We start from the raw sequence: 17,063 nt of genomic DNA on the forward strand, positions 1-17,063 counted from the left end.
GGGCCACAGCAGGTGCCGGCGGCCAGCGGGCCAGCCGACCGGGGCGGCCACGGGTGAGAGGTGTCCTCGTCGCGGCCTCGGTCGCGTTGCTGGTGTCGCTGCTCGGCACACCGTGGGTCATCCGGCTGTTTCGTCGGCAGGGCTATGGCCAGGAGATCCGCGAGGACGGCCCGTCCAGCCATCTGAAGAAGCGCGGGACGCCGACCATGGGCGGCACCGCGATCGTCGTGGCCACGCTGATCGGCTACTTCGTGTCGCACCTGGCGACCGGTGCCGGGTTCACGGCGTCCGGCCTGCTGATCCTGCTGGTGATGACCGGTCTCGGCGTCGTCGGCTTCCTGGACGACTACATCAAGATCCGCAAGCAGCGCAGCCTCGGCCTGACCGCGCGGACGAAGTTCGCCGGCCAGGCGATCGTCGCGCTCGCGTTCGGCCTGCTCGCCGTGCGGTTCAAGAACGCGTCCGGGCTGCTGCCCGGGTCGACGTTCATCTCGATCGTCCGTGACACCAACTTCTCGGTCGGGATCATCGGCTTCCCGCTGCTCGCGTGGATGATCATCGCGGCGACGTCCAACGCGGTGAACCTCACCGACGGCCTCGACGGCCTCGCGGCCGGCACCTCGGCCATGGTGTTCGGCGCCTACTGCGTGATCTCCTTCTGGCAGTTCGGCAACCTCTGCGAGCCGCACCACGCGCAGGCGGGCTGCTACTTCGTCCGTGACCCGCTGGACGTCGCGCTCGTCGCCGCGGCCGCGATGGGGTCCTGTTTCGGCTTCCTGTGGTGGAACGCGAGCCCCGCGAAGATCTTCATGGGGGACACCGGGTCGCTCGCGCTCGGCGGGGCGTTCGCCAGCATCGCGATCTGCAGCCGCACCGAGCTGCTGCTCTTCGTGCTCGGCGGCCTGTTCGTCATCGAGACGGTGTCGGTCATCGTGCAGGTCGGCTTCTTCAAGCTGACGAAGCGCCGGGTCTTCAACATGGCCCCGATCCATCACCATTTCGAGCTCGCGGACTGGCCCGAGACGACGGTCATCATCCGGTTCTGGATCGTGTCCGGCCTCGCGGTCGCGTTCGGCCTCGGCCTGTTCTACGCGGAGTTCCTCTCCCATGGAGGGAGCAACCTGTGACCGCCCCGAGCGCCGGCGACGTGTCCCGCCAGGCTCGCGGTGATGTGGCCGTCGACGAGCTGAAGGACACGCCGGTGACCGTCGTCGGCATCGGCGTGTCCGGAGCCGCCGCGGCCCGCGCGCTGCTGCGCCTGGGCGCCCGGGTGACCGTCGTCGACGCCGGCGACGCCGCGCCCGCCCAGGCCGCCGCGGCCGAGCTGCGCACCGCCGGGGCCGTGGTGGAGCTCGGCGGGCTGCCCACGGCCATCGGCGCGGCCCGGCTGGTGGTCACCTCACCCGGGGTCCCGCCGGGCACCCCGTTGTTCGCCGCCGCGCGCGCCGCCGGTGTAGCGGTCTGGGGGGAGATCGAGCTGGGCTGGCGAATCCGGCCGGCCGCCCGCTGGCTCGCGATCACCGGCACCAACGGCAAGACCACGACGACGGAGATGCTCGGCGCGATCCTCACCGCCGCCGGCCGGCGGTCCGCCACGGCCGGCAACATCGGCACCCCTGTCGTCACCGCCGCCCTGGCCGAGCCCCCTTACGACACACTTGCCGTCGAGCTGTCCAGCTTCCAGCTGCACTACACCGAGACCGCGGCTCCTGTCGCGGCCGCGATCCTCAACGTCGCTCCCGACCACCTCGACTGGCACGGCGGCGCCGACGGCTACGCGGCCGACAAGGCGCGGATCTGGAGGCACTCGGAAACAATCGCCGTAGGTAACGCCGACGATCCCGGCGGCACCGCCCTGCTCGCCACGGCGCCCGGCCGGCGGGTCACCTTCGGCCTCGACCCGGCGACCGCCGAGGTGACCGTCCTCGACGGCTGGCTGGTCGACCGGGCGTTCGGCGGTGGCCGGCTGGTCGCCGTCGCCGAACTGCTGGTGGGGCCGCGCTCCGGCGGCCAGTCCGCCGGAGCACCGGGCCCGGGACGCCATCTGGTCGCGAACGCGCTGGCCGCCGCCGCGCTGGCTCGTGCGGACGGCGTCGACCCGGCCGCCATCGCCTCGGCGCTCGCGGCCTACCGGCCGGGCGCCCACCGCAATGCCCAGGTCACCATCGTCGACGGCGTCCGCTACGTCGACGACAGCAAGGCGACCAACCCGCACGCCGCCGCCGCTTCGCTGGCCGCCTACCCCTCGGTGGTGTGGATCGCCGGTGGCCTGAACAAGGGTCTCGCGTTCGACGAGCTGGTCGAGCTGGCCGCCGACCGGTTGCGCGCCGTGGTCCTGATCGGGCGCTGCGCGGACGAGATAGCGGCCGCGCTCGCCCGACACGCCCCCGATGTCCCCATGGAACGGGCCGCGGGCATGGACGATGCGGTGGAGGCCGCGGCGCGGCTGGCCCGGGCGGGCGACACCGTCCTGCTCGCACCCGCCGCTGCCTCGATGGACATGTTCCGGGACTACGCCGAGCGCGGTGACCTTTTCGCCGCGGCGGCCGGTCGGCTGGGGCAGGCCGGGGCGGCCCCGGGAGTGGTCCCGCCGGGCGGGCAGAGTCGAGGAGGCTAGGGGCAGCGTGCGCGAGGCGCCGAGCTCCAGATCGGGCGCTGGATCCGGTGGCGCCGGGTTCGGCGGTTCCGGTTCGGCGTCCGGGCAGCGGACCCGCCCCCGAGCGGCGGTGGCCCGTCCCGGCCGCGCCGCGCGCGCCGGGGCGGATGACGGGCGCACCCCGACCGGCGACGACCGACCGGCCAGGCGAGAACGCCCGGCCGCCAGCCCCCGCGACGCCGGCTCGGTGACGGGGCCTCGCGAGGACGGCAAGGTCCCCGGGCGCGACGTCGCCGGGCCGACAACGACTCGGGAGGCGGCCCGCACGGCAGGCCCGCGCGAGAGCCGCCGTCCCGCGACGTTGCGCGACGCGATGGCACCGGCGGTGCGACGCCCGAGGGTTCCGACCGGCTCGGCATCGGACCAGCAGGTCCGGGCCGGGAAGGCGGCCCGCCAGGCCAGCCAGGAGGCGGCCCGGCGCTCAGCGGGCGCATTCCTGTCGTCCGGCCGGGCTGGGCAGCGCCGCGCCGTGCTGCGCCCGGTTCCGGGCCCCGACACCCCCGGCGCGGCCCTCGCCCGGCTGCCCCTGCTCGAACGCCCGCTCGCCTCGTACTACCTGCTCGGGTCGTCGGCGGGGCTGCTCCTGCTGCTCGGCCTGGTCATGGTCCTGTCAGCCTCCAACGTGCGTTCCTACGCCGCGTTCGGCTCCTCCTACACGGTCTTCGTCCGGCAGGCCACCTGGATGGGCATCGGCCTGCCGGTGCTGCTGGCGGCGAGCCGGGCGCCGAGCCACGTGTTCCGCCGGATCGCGTACCCGCTGATGGGCCTGACCCTGCTGCTGTTGCTGGCGGTGCTCTCGCCGCTCGGGGTCTCGTCGAACGGAGCGCAGCGCTGGCTGGGAGTGGGCTCGCTCAGCCTGCAGCCCAGTGAGATGGCCAAGCTCGCGCTGGTGCTGTGGTCGGCCGACCTGCTGACCCGCAAACGCCGGCTGCTCGGGGACTGGAAGCACCTGATCGTCCCGGTCGTCCCGGTGTCGGCGCTGATCGGCGGCCTGATCATGATGCAGCCCGACATGGGCACGACGATCGTCGTGTTCGCGGTGCTGTTCGTCGTGCTGTGGGTGGTCGGCACCCCGGGCCGGGTCTACGCCGGCCTGGTCGGCGTGCTCGGAGCCGTCGGCTCCGTCCTCGCGGTGATAGAGCCATACCGCCTGGAACGGCTGCTGTCCTACCGCGACCCGTTCCAGAACGCGCGGACCACCGGCTGGCAGGCCGTCCAGGGGATCTACGCCCTCGCCGGCGGCGGCTGGTTCGGCGAGGGGCTGGGCGCCTCCAAGGAGAAGTGGCCCGACCTGCTGCCCGCGTCGTACACGGACTTCATCCTCGCGATCATCGGCGAGGAGCTGGGCCTGCTCGGCTGCCTGGTCGTGGTGATCCTCTTCGGTGTCTTCGGGTACGCCGGGCTGCGGGTCGCGCACCGCAGCGACAACCAGTTCGTCCGGCTGGCCGCCGCCGGCTCGACCGGCTGGATCCTCACCCAGGCGGTGGTGAACATGGGCGCGGTCGTCGGCCTGCTGCCGATCACAGGTATCCCACTGCCGCTGGTGTCGTTCGGCGGGTCGTCGCTGGTCCTGACCATGTTCTCGATCGGGATGCTGCTCGCGTTCGCGCGGTCAGAGCCGGCGGCGGCCCGGCTGTTGGCCGAACGTTCCCAGCGGCGCCGCGAGGCGCGCAGGCGGCGGCGGCGCGGCCCGGGTGGCCGGGGCCGTGCCGCCGCCGAGACGCCCGCTGGCGGCCGTACGGCCCGGGCCGACGCCGGTAGGCGGGCCCGGCCCGGCCGCCCGGCCCGGAGCGGATCAGGACGGCGTGACCCTGACCAGAGCGTGACGCCGAGAAGTGGCCGCGCGAAGCCGGGACGGGCGGATGCGACCGGCTCGGCCGCCACAGCGGGCAAGCCCAGCGTGACCGGCAAGCCCAGTGCCCCGGGCAAGCCCAGTGCCCCGGGCAAGCCCAGTGCCCCGGGCAAGCCCAGTGCCCCGGGCAAGGGCAACGCCCCAGGCAGGAGCAGTGCGCCGGGCAGGCCGAGCGCCACCGGCAGCGCCGGTGCGGCCGGCAGGGACGGCGTGGGCGCCGAGAGCGCGAGGAACGCGACGGGGGACCGTCGGCGACCAGAACCGGGGCCGTACCGACGCGGAGCCCGTGGCGATGGCGAGCCGGCCCCCGACGGGCCCCCCACCGCCGGCTGAGTCGTCCGCCAGGATGACCGGCGATGACGCCCAGTCGCTCGCAGCGGCCTGCGGGTGTGCCATCGTCTGGAGCGATGCTGAAGAGTGTGCTGCTCGCCGGCGGCGGTACGGCCGGCCATGTCGAACCCGCTCTGGCGGTCGCGGACGCGCTGCGTGCCACGGACCCGCGCCTGCGCCTGACCCTGCTCGGCACGAAGGCCGGGCTGGAGTCCCGGCTGGTGCCGGCGCGCGGGTACGAGCTCGCCACCGTGGAGAAGGTGCCGCTGCCGCGGCGCCCCAGCGTCCAGCTGCTGACCGTCCCCGGCCGGCTCGCCGGCGCGGTGAGCACCGCCGCCCACGTGCTGGCCGAGACTCGGGCCGACGTCGTCGTCGGCTTCGGTGGCTACGTCTCGGTACCGGCCTATCTCGCGGCCCGCCGCCGTGGCATCCCGATCGTGGTGCACGAGGCGAACCCGCTGCCCGGGGTGGCCAACCGCCTCGGCGCCCGGTTCACGCCCTACGTCGCCACGTCGTATCCCGGAACGCCGCTGCGGGGCGCCCGCCTGACCGGCATCCCGCTGCGCCCGGAGATCCTCACCCTGGACCGCTCCGCGGGCGCGCAGCGCACCGCCAGGGGCCGTTACGGCCTGGACTACCAGCGCCCCACCCTGCTGGTCGTCGGCGGCTCGCAGGGCGCCAGGTCGGTCAACACGGCGATGACCTCGGCCGCCCGCGCGCTGGCCAGGTCCGGGATCCAGGTTCTGCACGCCGCCGGCCCCCGCAACATCGGCGAGGTGACGGCGGTGCTGCCCACCGGTCTGCCGGCGCCGTACGTGCTGGTGCCCTACCTCGACCACATTCCTTCGGCCTACGCCGCGGCGGACATGGTGCTGTGCCGCTCCGGCGCGATGACCTGCGCCGAGCTCGCGGCCATCGGCCTGCCCGCGGCCTACGTCCCACTGCCGATCGGCAACGGTGAGCAGCGGCGCAACGCGCTGCCGACGGTGGAGGCCGGCGGCGGGCTGATCGTCGACGACGCGGACCTGACGGCCGACTGGATCATGAGCAACGTCGTGCCGGTGCTCACCTCGCCGGAGCGGCTGGCGAAGATGCGGGCGGCCATGGCCGGCACCGGGCGTCCGCAGGCGACCCAGATGATCGTATCGATGATCCACGAGGCCGAGGCCTCCCGCCGCCGTTCAGGCGGCCGCCACGCGGCCCACTGACCGAGCCGAGCCGGCCCGTCGAGCTGGTCTGGCCCATGGGGTGGGTCCGGTGACCGAGCTCGAGTCATACGTGGTGGTCAAGGAGGCTGGGGATCGCGCGACCACCGGGCATGAGCCGGCCCGCGGTCCTTGAGGGCTAGCTGTTGATCTCGGTTGAGAGCAGGTGGGGACCGAGTTCGGTGATCGTGCCTGCACCCAGGGTGAGCAGCAGGACGTCGTGGCCCGGCAGATCGGCGGCGAGCCGGTCCGTCAGCTCGGCCCAGCTGACGTAGCTCGTCTCCGCCGGCACCCGGACCCGCTTGGCCAGGTCGCTGGCGTGCATCCCGAGGTCGTCGCGTTCCCGCGCCGCGTAGATGTCGGTGACGTAGAGCCGGTCGGCGTCGCCGAACGCGACGGCGAAGTCGTCCAGGAGCGCGGCCAGCCGGCTGTAGGTGTGTGGCTGGAGCACCGCCCAGACCTCGCGGCCGGCCGCGTGCTGGCGGGCCGCGGCCAGGGTGGCGCGGATCTCCGTCGGGTGGTGGGCGTAGTCGTCGACGATCTCGACCCACCCCGGGCCGGGCAGCGCCCGCGCGCCGATCCGCTGGAACCGCCGGGCGGCGCCGGTGTAGCCGGCGAGCGCGGCGAGTGTCGTCTCGACCGGCACCCCCAGCTCGCTGGCAGCGGCGAGCACCGCGAGCGCGTTCAGGACGGCGTGCCGCCCCGGCAGCGCGAGGCGCAGCGTTCCCACCGGCTCCCCGTCGCGCAGCACGGTGGCCTGGGTCACCACCGGTGGCCTTGCGACCTGGACGCTGTCCACGCCCGTGGTGGACAGTGCCGGGGGGGAGCCGGCCTGGCGCATCGCGAGCAGACTGCCGGCGTGGCCGGTGTCCACGCCGGCGTCGGGCCGGGCGGAGCCGGCCTGGGACACCGACGGCCGCTCGGCGGCCTGGCCGGTGTCCACGCCGACGGTGGCAGGGGCCGGCCTGGAGCCGCCAGGCTGGGCGGTGGTGACGTCCGCCGCGCGCCAGCCGAGGCCGTCCCCGAAGCCGTAGCGCGCGACCCGTGGCCCGCCCCCAGGGCCGGTGGCGAGCGTGCCCAGGACGGCCACGACGCCCGGGTCGTCGCCGCAGGCGACCAGCGTGCCGCCGGGGCGCACCCGGGCGGCGAACGCGGCGAAGACCGCCCGCACGGCCGCCTCGTCGGGGAAGAGGTCCGGGTGCTCCCACTCGACGTTCGTCAGGATCGTGACCGCCGGGTCGAGCCCGCGGAACGCACCGCCGTACTCGTCGGCCTCCAGCACGAAGACCTCGCCGCGGCCGACGACCGCGCCCCCGCCGAGCTGGGGGACCTCGCCGCCGATCACGGCGGTCGGGTCGGCGCCGGCGGCGCGCAGCACGACGGTGAGCATCGCGGAGGTGGTGGTCTTGCCGTGCGAGCCGGCGACGGCGACCAGCCGGTAGCCGGCCGTCAGCTCCGGGAGCCAGTCCGACCGCCGGCGCACGGGCAGGCCGGCCGCCCGGGCGGCGAGGATCTCCAGATGGTCGTCGGGCAGCGCGCTGGAGGCGACGACGACGTCCACTCCGGCCAGCTCGGCGGCCAGGGCGGCCGGATCGGGCGCCGCGCCGGTGCGCACCCGGGCGCCCAGCGCCCGCAGCGCCTCGACCCGGTCGGACGGGTCCTGGTCGCTGCCCGAGACGCTCGCGCCGCGGGCCAGCGCGATCCGGGCCAGCGGGGCGAGCCCGGAGCCGCCGATGCCGAGGAAATGCACGCGCGCGCTGCCCGCGCCCCTGGGTGCCTGCTCGTTGGTTCCTGCGCTCACGGGAGTGAGTGAACACCACCGGGGCCCACGCCCACGCGGTGGCACGGCCGGGCGGGATGGCCGGGCCGCCTTCTGGGCGGTCGCCGGCCAACCGGCGCGCGGGCCTGGGCCCGCCCGCGTGTCGCCACGGCCGGCGGCCTTTTCAGGGGCGACGGTGACGTGCCAGGAAGGAACACTCGGCAGTGTGACGAAGAGGACGGAGAATTCCAGGGGTTGACGCGCCGGGCGGTTCCTTGACCCATGCGGACGCCTTGCCTACTGTCCAACCACAGTCGCAAGTTGACATAACTCTAACCGTCTAGTGGACGGTGAAGGTTGAGGCTCGGCGGCTACTTCTCCCGACTCGCTCCGGCGGCGCCGTAAAGGACGGACATGCTGGCGCGGGCGGGTGTTGTCCGCCCCACCGACGCCGCTGGAGGACCGACCCCGCAATGGCTGCCCCGCAGAACTACCTAGCGGTCATCAAGGTTGTCGGCATTGGCGGTGGTGGCGTCAACGCTGTGAACCGCATGATCGAGGTCGGTCTCAAAGGCGTCGAGTTCATCGCGATCAACACCGACGCGCAGGCGCTGCTGATGAGCGACGCCGACGTGAAGCTCGACGTCGGCCGCGAGCTCACCCGTGGCCTCGGTGCCGGCGCGGACCCCGAGGTCGGCCGGCAGGCCGCCGAGGACCACCGCGAGGAGATCGAGGAAGTCCTCAAGGGCGCCGACATGGTGTTCGTCACGGCCGGCGAGGGCGGTGGCACCGGCACCGGTGGCGCGCCGGTGGTGGCCAACGTGGCCCGCTCGCTCGGCGCCCTGACGATCGGTGTGGTCACCCGCCCCTTCACGTTCGAGGGCCGCCGCCGGGCGAACCAGGCCGACACGGGCATCGACACGCTGCGCAACGAGGTCGACACCCTCATCGTCATCCCGAACGACCGCCTGCTGGCGATGACCGACCGCGACATCAGCGTCCTCGACGCGTTCCGCAGCGCCGACCAGGTCCTGCTCTCCGGTGTCCAGGGCATCACCGACCTGATCACGACCCCGGGTCTGATCAACCTCGACTTCGCGGACGTCAAGACCGTCATGTCGCACGCCGGCTCGGCCCTGATGGGCATCGGCCGGGCCCGCGGTGACGACCGGGCCACCGTCGCGGCCGAGCAGGCGATCGCCTCGCCGCTGCTCGAGGCCAGCATGGACGGCGCCCAGGGCGTGCTGCTCAACATCTCCGGCGGCTCCGACCTTGGGCTGTTCGAGATCAACGCCGCTGCCGAGCTGGTCGCCGACGCGGCCCACCCGGAGGCGAACATCATCTTCGGTGCGGTGATCGACGACGCCCTCGGCGACGAGGTACGGGTGACCGTCATCGCCGCCGGCTTCGACACGGTGCCCGACCGGCGGGCCAAGGGCGTCGCGCAGCAGCGCTCGCGCCCGGTCCCGCCGCCGGTCGCCGCCACGACCGCGCCTCCCGGTGTGCTGCCCGCGATCCCGCCGGTCGTGACGCCACCCATGTCCCAGCCGGCGCCGAGCTACGCTCCGCCGCTGGGCCCGCCGCCGGCCGCCCCGGCACCCGCGCCGGCCCAGTACGTCCCCGAGCCGCTGGACCCGCGCCCGGAGATGGACGAGCCCCCGCACCGCTACGTCGCCCAGCACGGCGACAGCCACGGGTCCGCTGCCGGTGGTTACGGCGCCGACGGCGGCTACGGGTCCGGCCCCGACCAGCGGTCCGGCGCGCGGCCGAGCTACCCGCCGCAGCGCCGGCCGGTCCGGCCGATCGCGGACGACGAGGACGAGCTGGACGTCCCGGACTTCCTCAAGTAAGCCGTGCCCTTCCTGTTCACCGACCGCTCCGGCGGCGTGTCCGCGGGCCCGTATGCCGCGTTGAACCTCGGCGCCCACGTCGGCGACGACCCCGCCGCGGTGGCGGCCAACCGGAGCGTCCTCGCCGAGATCACCGGGGCACCGGCGTGTTACATGCGCCAGGTCCACGGGGCCGAGGTGGTCAGACTGAGCGAGCGGACCCGGGCGGACTGGTTTCGGGACGGCGCCCTCGGCTCCGCGGCCGAACGGGTCGCCGCGCGGGATGCCGGCTCGCGCGGGGAGGACGGTCTGGTCACCGACGTTCCCGGCCTCGCGCTGACGGTGCTGGTAGCGGACTGTGTGCCGGTGGTCTTCACCGGGCCTGGCGCGGTCGGCGTCGCGCACGCCGGCCGGGCCGGTCTCGCCGCGGGCGTGGTGCCCGCGACGGTGGCCGCGCTGGCCGGCCTCGGCACCGCGCCGGAGCGGCTGCACGTCGAGGTCGGTCCGTCGGTGTGCGGCCGCTGCTACGAGGTGCCAGCCGCGATGCGGGACGAGGTCGAAGCCCTTGTGCCGGGCACGGCGACCGCCACCCGGGCAGGCACCCCGGCGCTGGACCTGCGCGCGGGGGTCGCCGCCCAGCTGCGTGACCTGGGCGTCACCGACATCACAGTCTCCGACCGCTGCACGATGGAGGACCCCGCGCTGTTCTCGCACCGCCGCGACGCCGGCCGCACCGGCCGCTTCGCCGGCGTCGCCTGGCTGTGAGCGTGGCCCTCGCCGGCCGCGGGCCTGGCGCGGTCAGGGGCCGAGGCCTCATCGCGTGGGCCGGTCGACTTGACTGGAAAGGCTCCAGGACAGTCAGTAGGGACATGCACGGTGGCGATCTGCCTGGCGCGGACACATCCGGCGGCGGCCCGCGGGCCGACCTGTCCCGGCTGCGGGACAACCTGCGTGACGTTCAGAACCGGATCGCCGCCGCGGCCCAGGCTGCCGGCCGGGACCCGGCCGAGCTGACCCTCGTCGCCGTGAGCAAGACCTGGCCCGCCGTCGACGTTGTCACCCTGCACGGGTTCGGGGTGACGGATTTCGCGGAGAACCGCGAGCAGGAGGCCGCACCCAAGGTCGCCGAGGTCCAGGCCCGGCTGGGCCTGCCGCCCGCCGGGGCGAGTGGCGGGGGAGAGTCCCGTCACGTCGGTGACGAAGGGACCGAACGGCCGATCTGGCATTACGTGGGGCAGTTGCAGCGGAACAAGGCGAACGCGGTGGCCCGTTGGGCCGACTGGGTGGAGTGCGTGGACCGGCCCGAGCTCGTCGTGAGCCTGGCCCGGGCGGCGGCGTCGGCTGGCCGACAGCTCACCGTGTGCCTGCAGGTGTCGCTCGACATGCCCCCGGGCGGGCCCGACGGTGCCCGCAATGGCGCGCGGGGTGGCGTGGCCCCCGCGGATGTTCCCGGTTTGGCTGATCTCGTCGCCGCGGCGGGCTGGCTGCGGCTAGCCGGAGTGATGGCGGTGGCTCCGCTGGGACAGCCACCACGCCCCGCCTTCGCTCGGCTACGGGAAGTCGCCGAGAAGCTGCGCCAAATCCATCCCGAGGCGCGCGTCATCAGCGCCGGAATGTCGGGGGATCTGGAAGCGGCGGTGGCTGAAGGCGCGACACACCTACGGATCGGGACCGCTTTGTTCGGTGAGCGGCTTCCTGTCCCTTAGAGTCGCGCCATGGGGCTCGGGCGCAGGGCGATGGTCTACCTCGGTCTGGCCGAGGAGGACGATGAAGACTACGACTACCTCGACGACGAGGACGACGGTCCGGACGACCGGAGGGACGTGCGTGAGCCCGTCCCGTTCGACCGAACGGTGCGGCGAATCGACGCGCGAGAGGAGCCGCCGCCAATGGCCAGACGTTCCTCATCCGTCGAGCCGCTGCGTCCCGCTGGAGCGGTTCCTATGCGACGGGTAGCTGCTGTGGAGGACCCCTCCCCCTACCGGATCACGACCCTGCAGCCGCGGAGCTACAATGACGCACGTCAGATCGGTGAGGAGTTCCGGGACGGCACCCCCGTCATCATGAACCTCACCGAGATGGACGACGTCGAGGCCAAGCGGATGATCGACTTTGCCGCCGGGCTGATCTTCGGTTTGCACGGGCGGATTGAGAGGGTGACCAACAAGGTCTTCCTGCTGACCCCGTCGAACGTGGAGGTCACGGAGAGCGACAGGCAACGGATCGCCGAGGGCGGCTTCTACAACCAGTCCTGACGGCTTGGCGTCTCACCCGCCAAGGGCGTCCCGTCAACAAGGAGAGGTAGTCATCAGCACTCTGGGCGCTGTCATCTCATGGGTGCTGCTGGTGTACCTTCTGCTTCTGATTGCGCGGGCGGTCATCGACCTGCTGCAGTCGGTGAGCCGGAACTTTCGGCCCACCGGCCCGTGGGTGGTGCTCTGCGAGGTCGTGTACACGGCGACTGACCCTCCGTTGCGACTGCTGCGGCGCTTCATCCCGCCGCTGCGCGTCGGATCGGTGTCCTTCGACCTCGGTTTCCTGCTGTTGTTCATCGTGATCGTGGTGTTGCGGAGCTATGCGACGAGGTTGTGACGGGGTCGTGTGCACACCGCCGACACGGGCGCGGGAGACTGCCCGTAGACCGCCCTCTCTTCGGGGAGCGGCGATGCCGCAAGAGGAGGCGACGTGGCGCTGACACCACAGGACGTGCAGAACAAGGTCTTCAGCCCGACGAGGTTCCGGACCGGCTACAACGAGGACGAGGTTGACACCTTCCTCGACGAGGTCGAGACCGAGCTGACCCGGCTGCTGGACGAGAACGCCGACATCCGCCGCCAGCTGGACGAGGCCCGTCGCGCCGGCGGTGGTGGCCCGGGCGTGCCGCCTCAGCTCATCGAGGAGAACCAGCAGCTGCGCCGCCAGGTGGAAGAGGCACGCCGTGCCGCCGCCCAGGCGCAGGCAGCCGCCCAGCAGGCCCAGGCCCAGGCGGCGGCCGCGGCGTCTCGCGGCCCGTCCACGTCCCCGGTTCCCATCCCCGGCGGCGCGACCCAGGTCATCCCTGCCGTCGGTGCCCGCGCGGCCGCGGCACAGCAGGCACCATCGGGTAACGCCGCGATCGACGCGGAGATCGAGCAGCGGGTCGCCCGTACCCTGGTGCTCGCCCAGCGGACCGCCGACGAGGCGGTGCGGGAGGCTCGGGCCGAGTCCGAGCGCGCGCGTCGCGAGGCTCGCCAGGACGCGGACCGCATCCTCGCCGAGGCCCGGGCGCACGTTGCCGAGCAGCTCGGTGGCCTGGAAGACGACAAGCGCCGGCTCGAGGGCCAGGTCGAGCAGCTGCGCGCGTTCGAGCGTGAATACCGCACCAGACTGCGTGCCTACCTGGAGATGCAGCTGCGCGACCTCGACGGCATGCCGACCCCGCCGGCGGTCGGCGCGGGTGGTCCGCAGCGGCCGGGCCTCAACCCGGGCTCGCAAGGTGGCCAGCAGCAGCCCCAGCCCGCGGGTGTAGGCGTCGGTGTGCCAGCCGGGGCCTATCAGCCCGGTCCTGGGCAGATGGGGGTCCAGAACGGCGTCGGCCGCCCGGACCACGACCCGCGCTCCAACAACGGCATGCAGGACTTCTGAGACAGGGCTCACTGTCGGCGCGGAGCGTCGCGCCCGGCGGCGCCGCCGGCGCGGGGCCCGCGCCGGCTGGCGGTCCGTCGATCGCGCCGTCCCCGCCGTGCTGGAACCCGGTCCGTGCCGACGGCGGTGGGGCTGAGGGAAAGGATGAGCAATGATCATCCTTAGCGGCGGGCTGCTCGCGGTCGCGGCCGTGCTGTGGATAGCTGGCGCCCTCGGGCCGTCCGCCTGCGTGTACGCGTCCTTGGCGCTGACGCTCTTCGCCGCGGGCATGCTGCCGCTCGGCGCCGCCCGCCGGGCCCGACGCGGCCCGGGCGGGTCGGCCGGCTGACACCGGGAGGCCGCGGCACCGGCCCGGATCGCCGTCGAGCCGGCCTTCGGCACCGGCCCGGATCGTCACCGGCCCGGATCGTCACCCGGCCCCATCGCCGCCAGGCCCCCGATCGCCGCCACGCCCACCGTCGCCGGGCCTGATCGTCGCCGGACCGGCCTTCGGTTCGCCGGCTGGGCGCTCGTCGTGGCGCCGCCAGCGCCGGGAACAGGCCTACTGCTGGTCTGGGGCGACCGGGATGAAGCGGGCCGTGCTCTCCACGGTGCCAGGCGGCGCGGCGTCGATAACCCGGATGGCCGGGTTCTGCCGCAGCCCGGTCAGCCGGGCCGCCGGGGCCCGGACGACGGCGGCGAAGACGCAGTCACAGTGGGCGAGCAGCGCGGCTGCCTCGGACTGGTCCCGCTTCCGGGCGGCCGGGTCGGCGGCCCGCACCGCTCGCCCCGCCGCGCCGGCGGCCTGGGCGTCGAACGCGGCCAGGACATCCGCCAGCGGGTCGCGCACCGCCGCATGGTGCACCGCGCCGCTGCCCGGGACGGTGAAGAAGACCTGGGTCACCCGGTACTCGCCGAGCAGGGCGTGCAGCGCCTGCGGGGACCGATACCCGATCAGGTCCACCAGGGCGAGCAGATCGGTCTCGGGGGCGGCCTGGGCCTGCTGGGCGAGCTCGTGGTCCGCGATCCCGATGTAGGTAGCCGTCGAGTCGCCCGGGAACGGGCCGACGGTGACGCTCGGGGTGAAGGCGGGCGGTACCGCGGCCGCCGGCCCGGGGCCCGGTCGCGGGGCCGGGACGACCGGTTTGACGACCGGCTGGCCGCTGACTCCGGGCAGCAGCAGCGCCGCCGCCGTGCTCAGCACGATCATCGCGACCAGGCCGAGCACCGCGATCCGAGCGCCCCGCTCCAGTACCGCCCGTCCGACCGGTGCGACCCCGTTCAGGCCCGGGCCGGCGCCCGGCGTGGCGTACGGCTCGCCGTCCGCCACGCGAGGGGGCGACAGCAGCCGGACTCGGACGGCTAAGCGCAGCAGCCTCGTCGTCACAGCTCGGCTGGTGGTGGCGGCGCCGGCGACGATGACCTCCAGCACCTCGCCGGTCGCCGGCAGCAGGGTGTCGTCCAGCTGGTCGAGCCGCGGCCCCGCGTGGTCGGCCGCCCGCGCGAGCCGGTCGCCGCCCGCGGTGGCCACCTCGACCGCCGCCCGGACGCTCGCCCGCCTGGCCGCGCCCGCAACCTCGCGGGCGGCCGCCTGCCCAGGGAAACGGGGCGGCGACGGGCTCACGACATCGCCCGGAGCCGCTCCAGCGCCTCGGCGAGATCAGGCGGGTCGGGGCTGGTGAAGGTGACCGGCCTGCCGTCCGCCGGATGCTCGAAGGACAGTTGGAAGGCGTGCAGCCACTGGCGGCGCAGGCCGAGCTTCTCGGCGAGTGCCGGGTCGGCCCCGTAGGCCAGGTCGCCGACGCAGGGATGGCGCAGCGCGGCCATGTGCACCCGGATCTGGTGGGTGCGGCCGGTCTCCAGCCGGACCTCGAGCAGTGACGCGGCGCGGAACGCCTCGTCGAGGTCGTAGTGGGTGACGCTCGGCTTGCCGTCGGCGACGACGGCGAACAGGCCCGGCTTGCGCGGGTGCCGGTCGATCGGGGCGTCCACGGTGCCGCGCAGCGGGTCGGGATGGCCCTGGACGACAGCGCGGTAGCGCTTGTCGACCTCGCGCTCGCGGAACGCCCGCTTGAGCGCCGCGTAGGCCGACTCGCTCTTGGCGACCACCATGACCCCGGTGGTGCCGACGTCGAGGCGGTGCACGACGCCCTGCCGCTCGGCTGCGCCGGAGGTGGCGATCCGGTAGCCGGCGGCGGCGAGCGCGCCGATCACGGTCGGTCCGGTATAGCCGGGCGCCGGGTGGGCGGCCACTCCGACGGGCTTGTCGACGACCACGAGGTCGTCGTCGTCGTGCACGATCCTCAGGCCGTCGACGGGAGTCGCCGTCACCTCTGCGGCCGGCCGTGGCGGGGGCGGCAGCTCGACGTCCAGCCAGGCGCCGCCGCGTACCCGGTCGGAGCGGCCGGGCACGGTCCCGTCCACGCTGACCTGGCCGTCGTCGACCAACGCTGCGGCGGCGGTGCGGGACAGGCCGAACATCCGCGCGATCGCGGCGTCGAGGCGCAGCCCGTCCAGGCCGTCCGGAACCGGCAGCGAGCGCAGCTCGCCCGGGCGGCGGGACACGGGGGAGCCGGCCTCGGCCGGCACCGGCGTCATCCCCGGCCGGCCGGAGGCTGCTCGGCCGGCGGCCCCACCTGGGCGCCGGACTTGTCCGTTCCGCTGTACCGGCCGCCGTCCAGACCGATACCGAGCGCGGAGAGGATCACCGCGAGCACGGCGGCGACGACGATCGACGAGTCGGCCACGTTGAAGATCGGCCAGTGGTGCAGGTAGATCCAGTCGACGACATGGCCGCGCAACGGCCCGGGAGCGCGCACCAGCCGGTCGACGAGGTTCCCGACGGCGCCGCCGACGATCGCGCCCAGCACGACCGCCCAGGCGACCGAAGCCAGCCGGCGGGCGGTGCGCGCGACGATGACGACCACGGCCACGGCGATCAGGCTGAACAGGACAGTGACGCCGCCTCCGATGCTGAACGCGGCACCGGAGTTGCGGGTGAGCTCCAGTTCGAGCACACCCGGGATCAGCGTCACTGGCGCGTGGCCGGAGAGCGTCGCCACAACGATGATCTTCGTGATGGCGTCGAGCAGGACGACTCCGACGGCCGTACCGAGCAGAACACGCACCGGTGTGCGCGCGATCGGTCGGGGTGCCGGAGGGGCGGACCCTCCGCCCCGGAGCTCCCCGTCTTCGTCGCCGGGCGGGGTGACCCCGCCGGGCGCACTGTCGGCCCGCGTCGCCGCGGGCGGACCGGTGTGCGCACCGGTGGCCTTCCCAGCCGTCAGTGCCGGCTCCTTGCCCCAGCCCAGATACACGCGCGCGACGGACTCGTCGCCCGGCTCGCGCACGTCATCCGCACTGGTCGGCGCCTCTCCCACGCCTCAACTCTACGGGCGTCGGCGACCGGACTCGTCGCCGCCCGCCAGATGGCCCACGGGCTGGGCTTTCGTCCGCGCGGCGGGTCGGCCCGCCACCGCCCGGCCGGGAGCGGAGGCGCGGCGACCACGTCGCCCTCGGCCTCGACCGCGCCGCCGCTGAAGGCGTCGCCGACCTGGAACAGGTCCATGGACGTCAGTGCCTGGTCGCCGGCCGCCGACCGGCTGACCATGGCGAACCGAGGCTGGTCGGCGCCGACCTGGAATTTGAAGCCATCTGACATCTGGACGGTGAACGTCGTCCGCAACGACCTCTTCGCGCAGGCCCGCCGGAGCCGGCGCTCGAAGCGGTCCCAGTCAGCCGTGCTCATCCTCACCCAACCCGAGCTGTCCGCCGGACGGCGCTCCCGGGGACCCCGGTGCCCATGGGGTCCTGCTGATCCGCACGCGGA

15 protein-coding genes are annotated in these 17,063 nt (G+C 74.1%); 11 read left to right on the top strand and 4 right to left on the bottom strand.

Features of this window, described 5'->3' with window-relative positions:
- Positions 1–53 precede the first annotated feature (53 nt).
- The 4 genes from mraY to murG all read left to right on the top strand — a co-directional run bounded on the left by mraY (position 54) and on the right by murG (position 6,046).
- Entirely contained in the window at positions 54–1,127 is a 1,074-nt protein-coding gene (gene mraY / locus FRADC12_RS23900; protein ID WP_045878306.1) for a phospho-N-acetylmuramoyl-pentapeptide-transferase, read from the top strand.
- The gene (murD, locus tag FRADC12_RS23905; protein ID WP_052711120.1) at positions 1,124–2,617 is read left to right on the top strand and encodes a UDP-N-acetylmuramoyl-L-alanine--D-glutamate ligase; all 1,494 of its coding nucleotides are present in this window, start codon (positions 1,124–1,126) and stop codon (positions 2,615–2,617) included. Before mraY ends, murD begins: the two co-directional genes overlap by 4 nt.
- A 7-nt stretch (positions 2,618–2,624) precedes the next feature.
- Complete coding sequence (gene ftsW, locus FRADC12_RS34510) at positions 2,625–4,841, top strand: putative lipid II flippase FtsW (protein WP_349305901.1); 2,217 nt, start codon at positions 2,625–2,627, stop codon at positions 4,839–4,841.
- Between the two features lie 74 nt (positions 4,842–4,915).
- A complete protein-coding gene (murG, locus tag FRADC12_RS23915; RefSeq protein ID WP_045878307.1) occupies positions 4,916–6,046 on the top strand; it encodes an undecaprenyldiphospho-muramoylpentapeptide beta-N-acetylglucosaminyltransferase in 1,131 nt (376 codons plus the stop codon).
- A 136-nt stretch (positions 6,047–6,182) separates the two neighbouring features.
- On the opposite strand, the gene FRADC12_RS23920 is transcribed toward murG, so the two are convergent.
- A complete protein-coding gene (locus FRADC12_RS23920) occupies positions 6,183–7,844 on the bottom strand; it encodes a UDP-N-acetylmuramate--L-alanine ligase (RefSeq protein ID WP_232304000.1) in 1,662 nt (553 codons plus the stop codon).
- 431 nt (positions 7,845–8,275) lie between these two features.
- Here FRADC12_RS23920 and ftsZ point away from each other — a divergent pair, with 431 nt between their 5' ends.
- From ftsZ to FRADC12_RS32500, 7 genes are all read left to right on the top strand, one after another.
- Positions 8,276–9,652, top strand: coding sequence for a cell division protein FtsZ (gene ftsZ / locus FRADC12_RS23925; RefSeq protein ID WP_045878309.1), 1,377 nt, complete (start codon positions 8,276–8,278; stop codon positions 9,650–9,652).
- Between the two features lie 3 nt (positions 9,653–9,655).
- Complete coding sequence (gene pgeF / locus FRADC12_RS23930) at positions 9,656–10,396, top strand: peptidoglycan editing factor PgeF (protein ID WP_045878310.1); 741 nt, start codon at positions 9,656–9,658, stop codon at positions 10,394–10,396.
- Between the two features lie 104 nt (positions 10,397–10,500).
- Complete coding sequence (locus tag FRADC12_RS23935) at positions 10,501–11,337, top strand: YggS family pyridoxal phosphate enzyme (protein ID WP_045878311.1); 837 nt, start codon at positions 10,501–10,503, stop codon at positions 11,335–11,337.
- Positions 11,338–11,346: 9 nt separating this feature from the next.
- Positions 11,347–11,886 carry a cell division protein SepF gene (locus FRADC12_RS23940; RefSeq protein ID WP_045878312.1) on the top strand — a complete coding sequence of 180 codons (540 nt, stop codon included), beginning with the start codon at positions 11,347–11,349 and terminating at the stop codon, positions 11,884–11,886.
- A gap of 61 nt (positions 11,887–11,947) precedes the next feature.
- A complete protein-coding gene (locus FRADC12_RS23945; RefSeq protein WP_502685321.1) occupies positions 11,948–12,223 on the top strand; it encodes a YggT family protein in 276 nt (91 codons plus the stop codon).
- Between the two features lie 93 nt (positions 12,224–12,316).
- Positions 12,317–13,255 (top strand): DivIVA domain-containing protein, encoded by a 939-nt coding sequence (locus FRADC12_RS23950; protein ID WP_045878314.1) that lies wholly within the window; start codon positions 12,317–12,319, stop codon positions 13,253–13,255.
- A gap of 151 nt (positions 13,256–13,406) precedes the next feature.
- Positions 13,407–13,583: a hypothetical protein gene (locus tag FRADC12_RS32500; RefSeq protein WP_198153024.1), complete on the top strand. Its 177-nt coding sequence runs from the start codon at positions 13,407–13,409 to the stop codon at positions 13,581–13,583.
- A gap of 213 nt (positions 13,584–13,796) precedes the next feature.
- Here FRADC12_RS32500 and FRADC12_RS23955 read toward each other — a convergent pair whose 3' ends face one another.
- Genes FRADC12_RS23955 through lspA form a run of 3 tightly spaced genes read right to left on the bottom strand, consistent with a single transcriptional unit; the run spans position 13,797 to position 16,614 of the window.
- Positions 13,797–14,858: a hypothetical protein gene (locus FRADC12_RS23955; protein WP_052711121.1), complete on the bottom strand. Its 1,062-nt coding sequence runs from the start codon at positions 14,856–14,858 to the stop codon at positions 13,797–13,799.
- Positions 14,855–15,832, bottom strand: a complete 978-nt coding sequence (locus tag FRADC12_RS23960) for an RluA family pseudouridine synthase (RefSeq protein ID WP_045878315.1) — start codon at positions 15,830–15,832, stop codon at positions 14,855–14,857. The genes FRADC12_RS23955 and FRADC12_RS23960 overlap by 4 nt, the downstream gene beginning before the upstream one ends.
- Complete coding sequence (gene lspA / locus FRADC12_RS23965) at positions 15,829–16,614, bottom strand: signal peptidase II (protein ID WP_232304001.1); 786 nt, start codon at positions 16,612–16,614, stop codon at positions 15,829–15,831. The genes FRADC12_RS23960 and lspA overlap by 4 nt, the downstream gene beginning before the upstream one ends.
- Positions 16,615–17,063: the final 449 nt, after the last annotated feature.

Source organism: Pseudofrankia sp. DC12 (assembly GCF_000966285.1).
GTDB lineage: Bacteria > Actinomycetota > Actinomycetes > Frankiales > Frankiaceae > Pseudofrankia.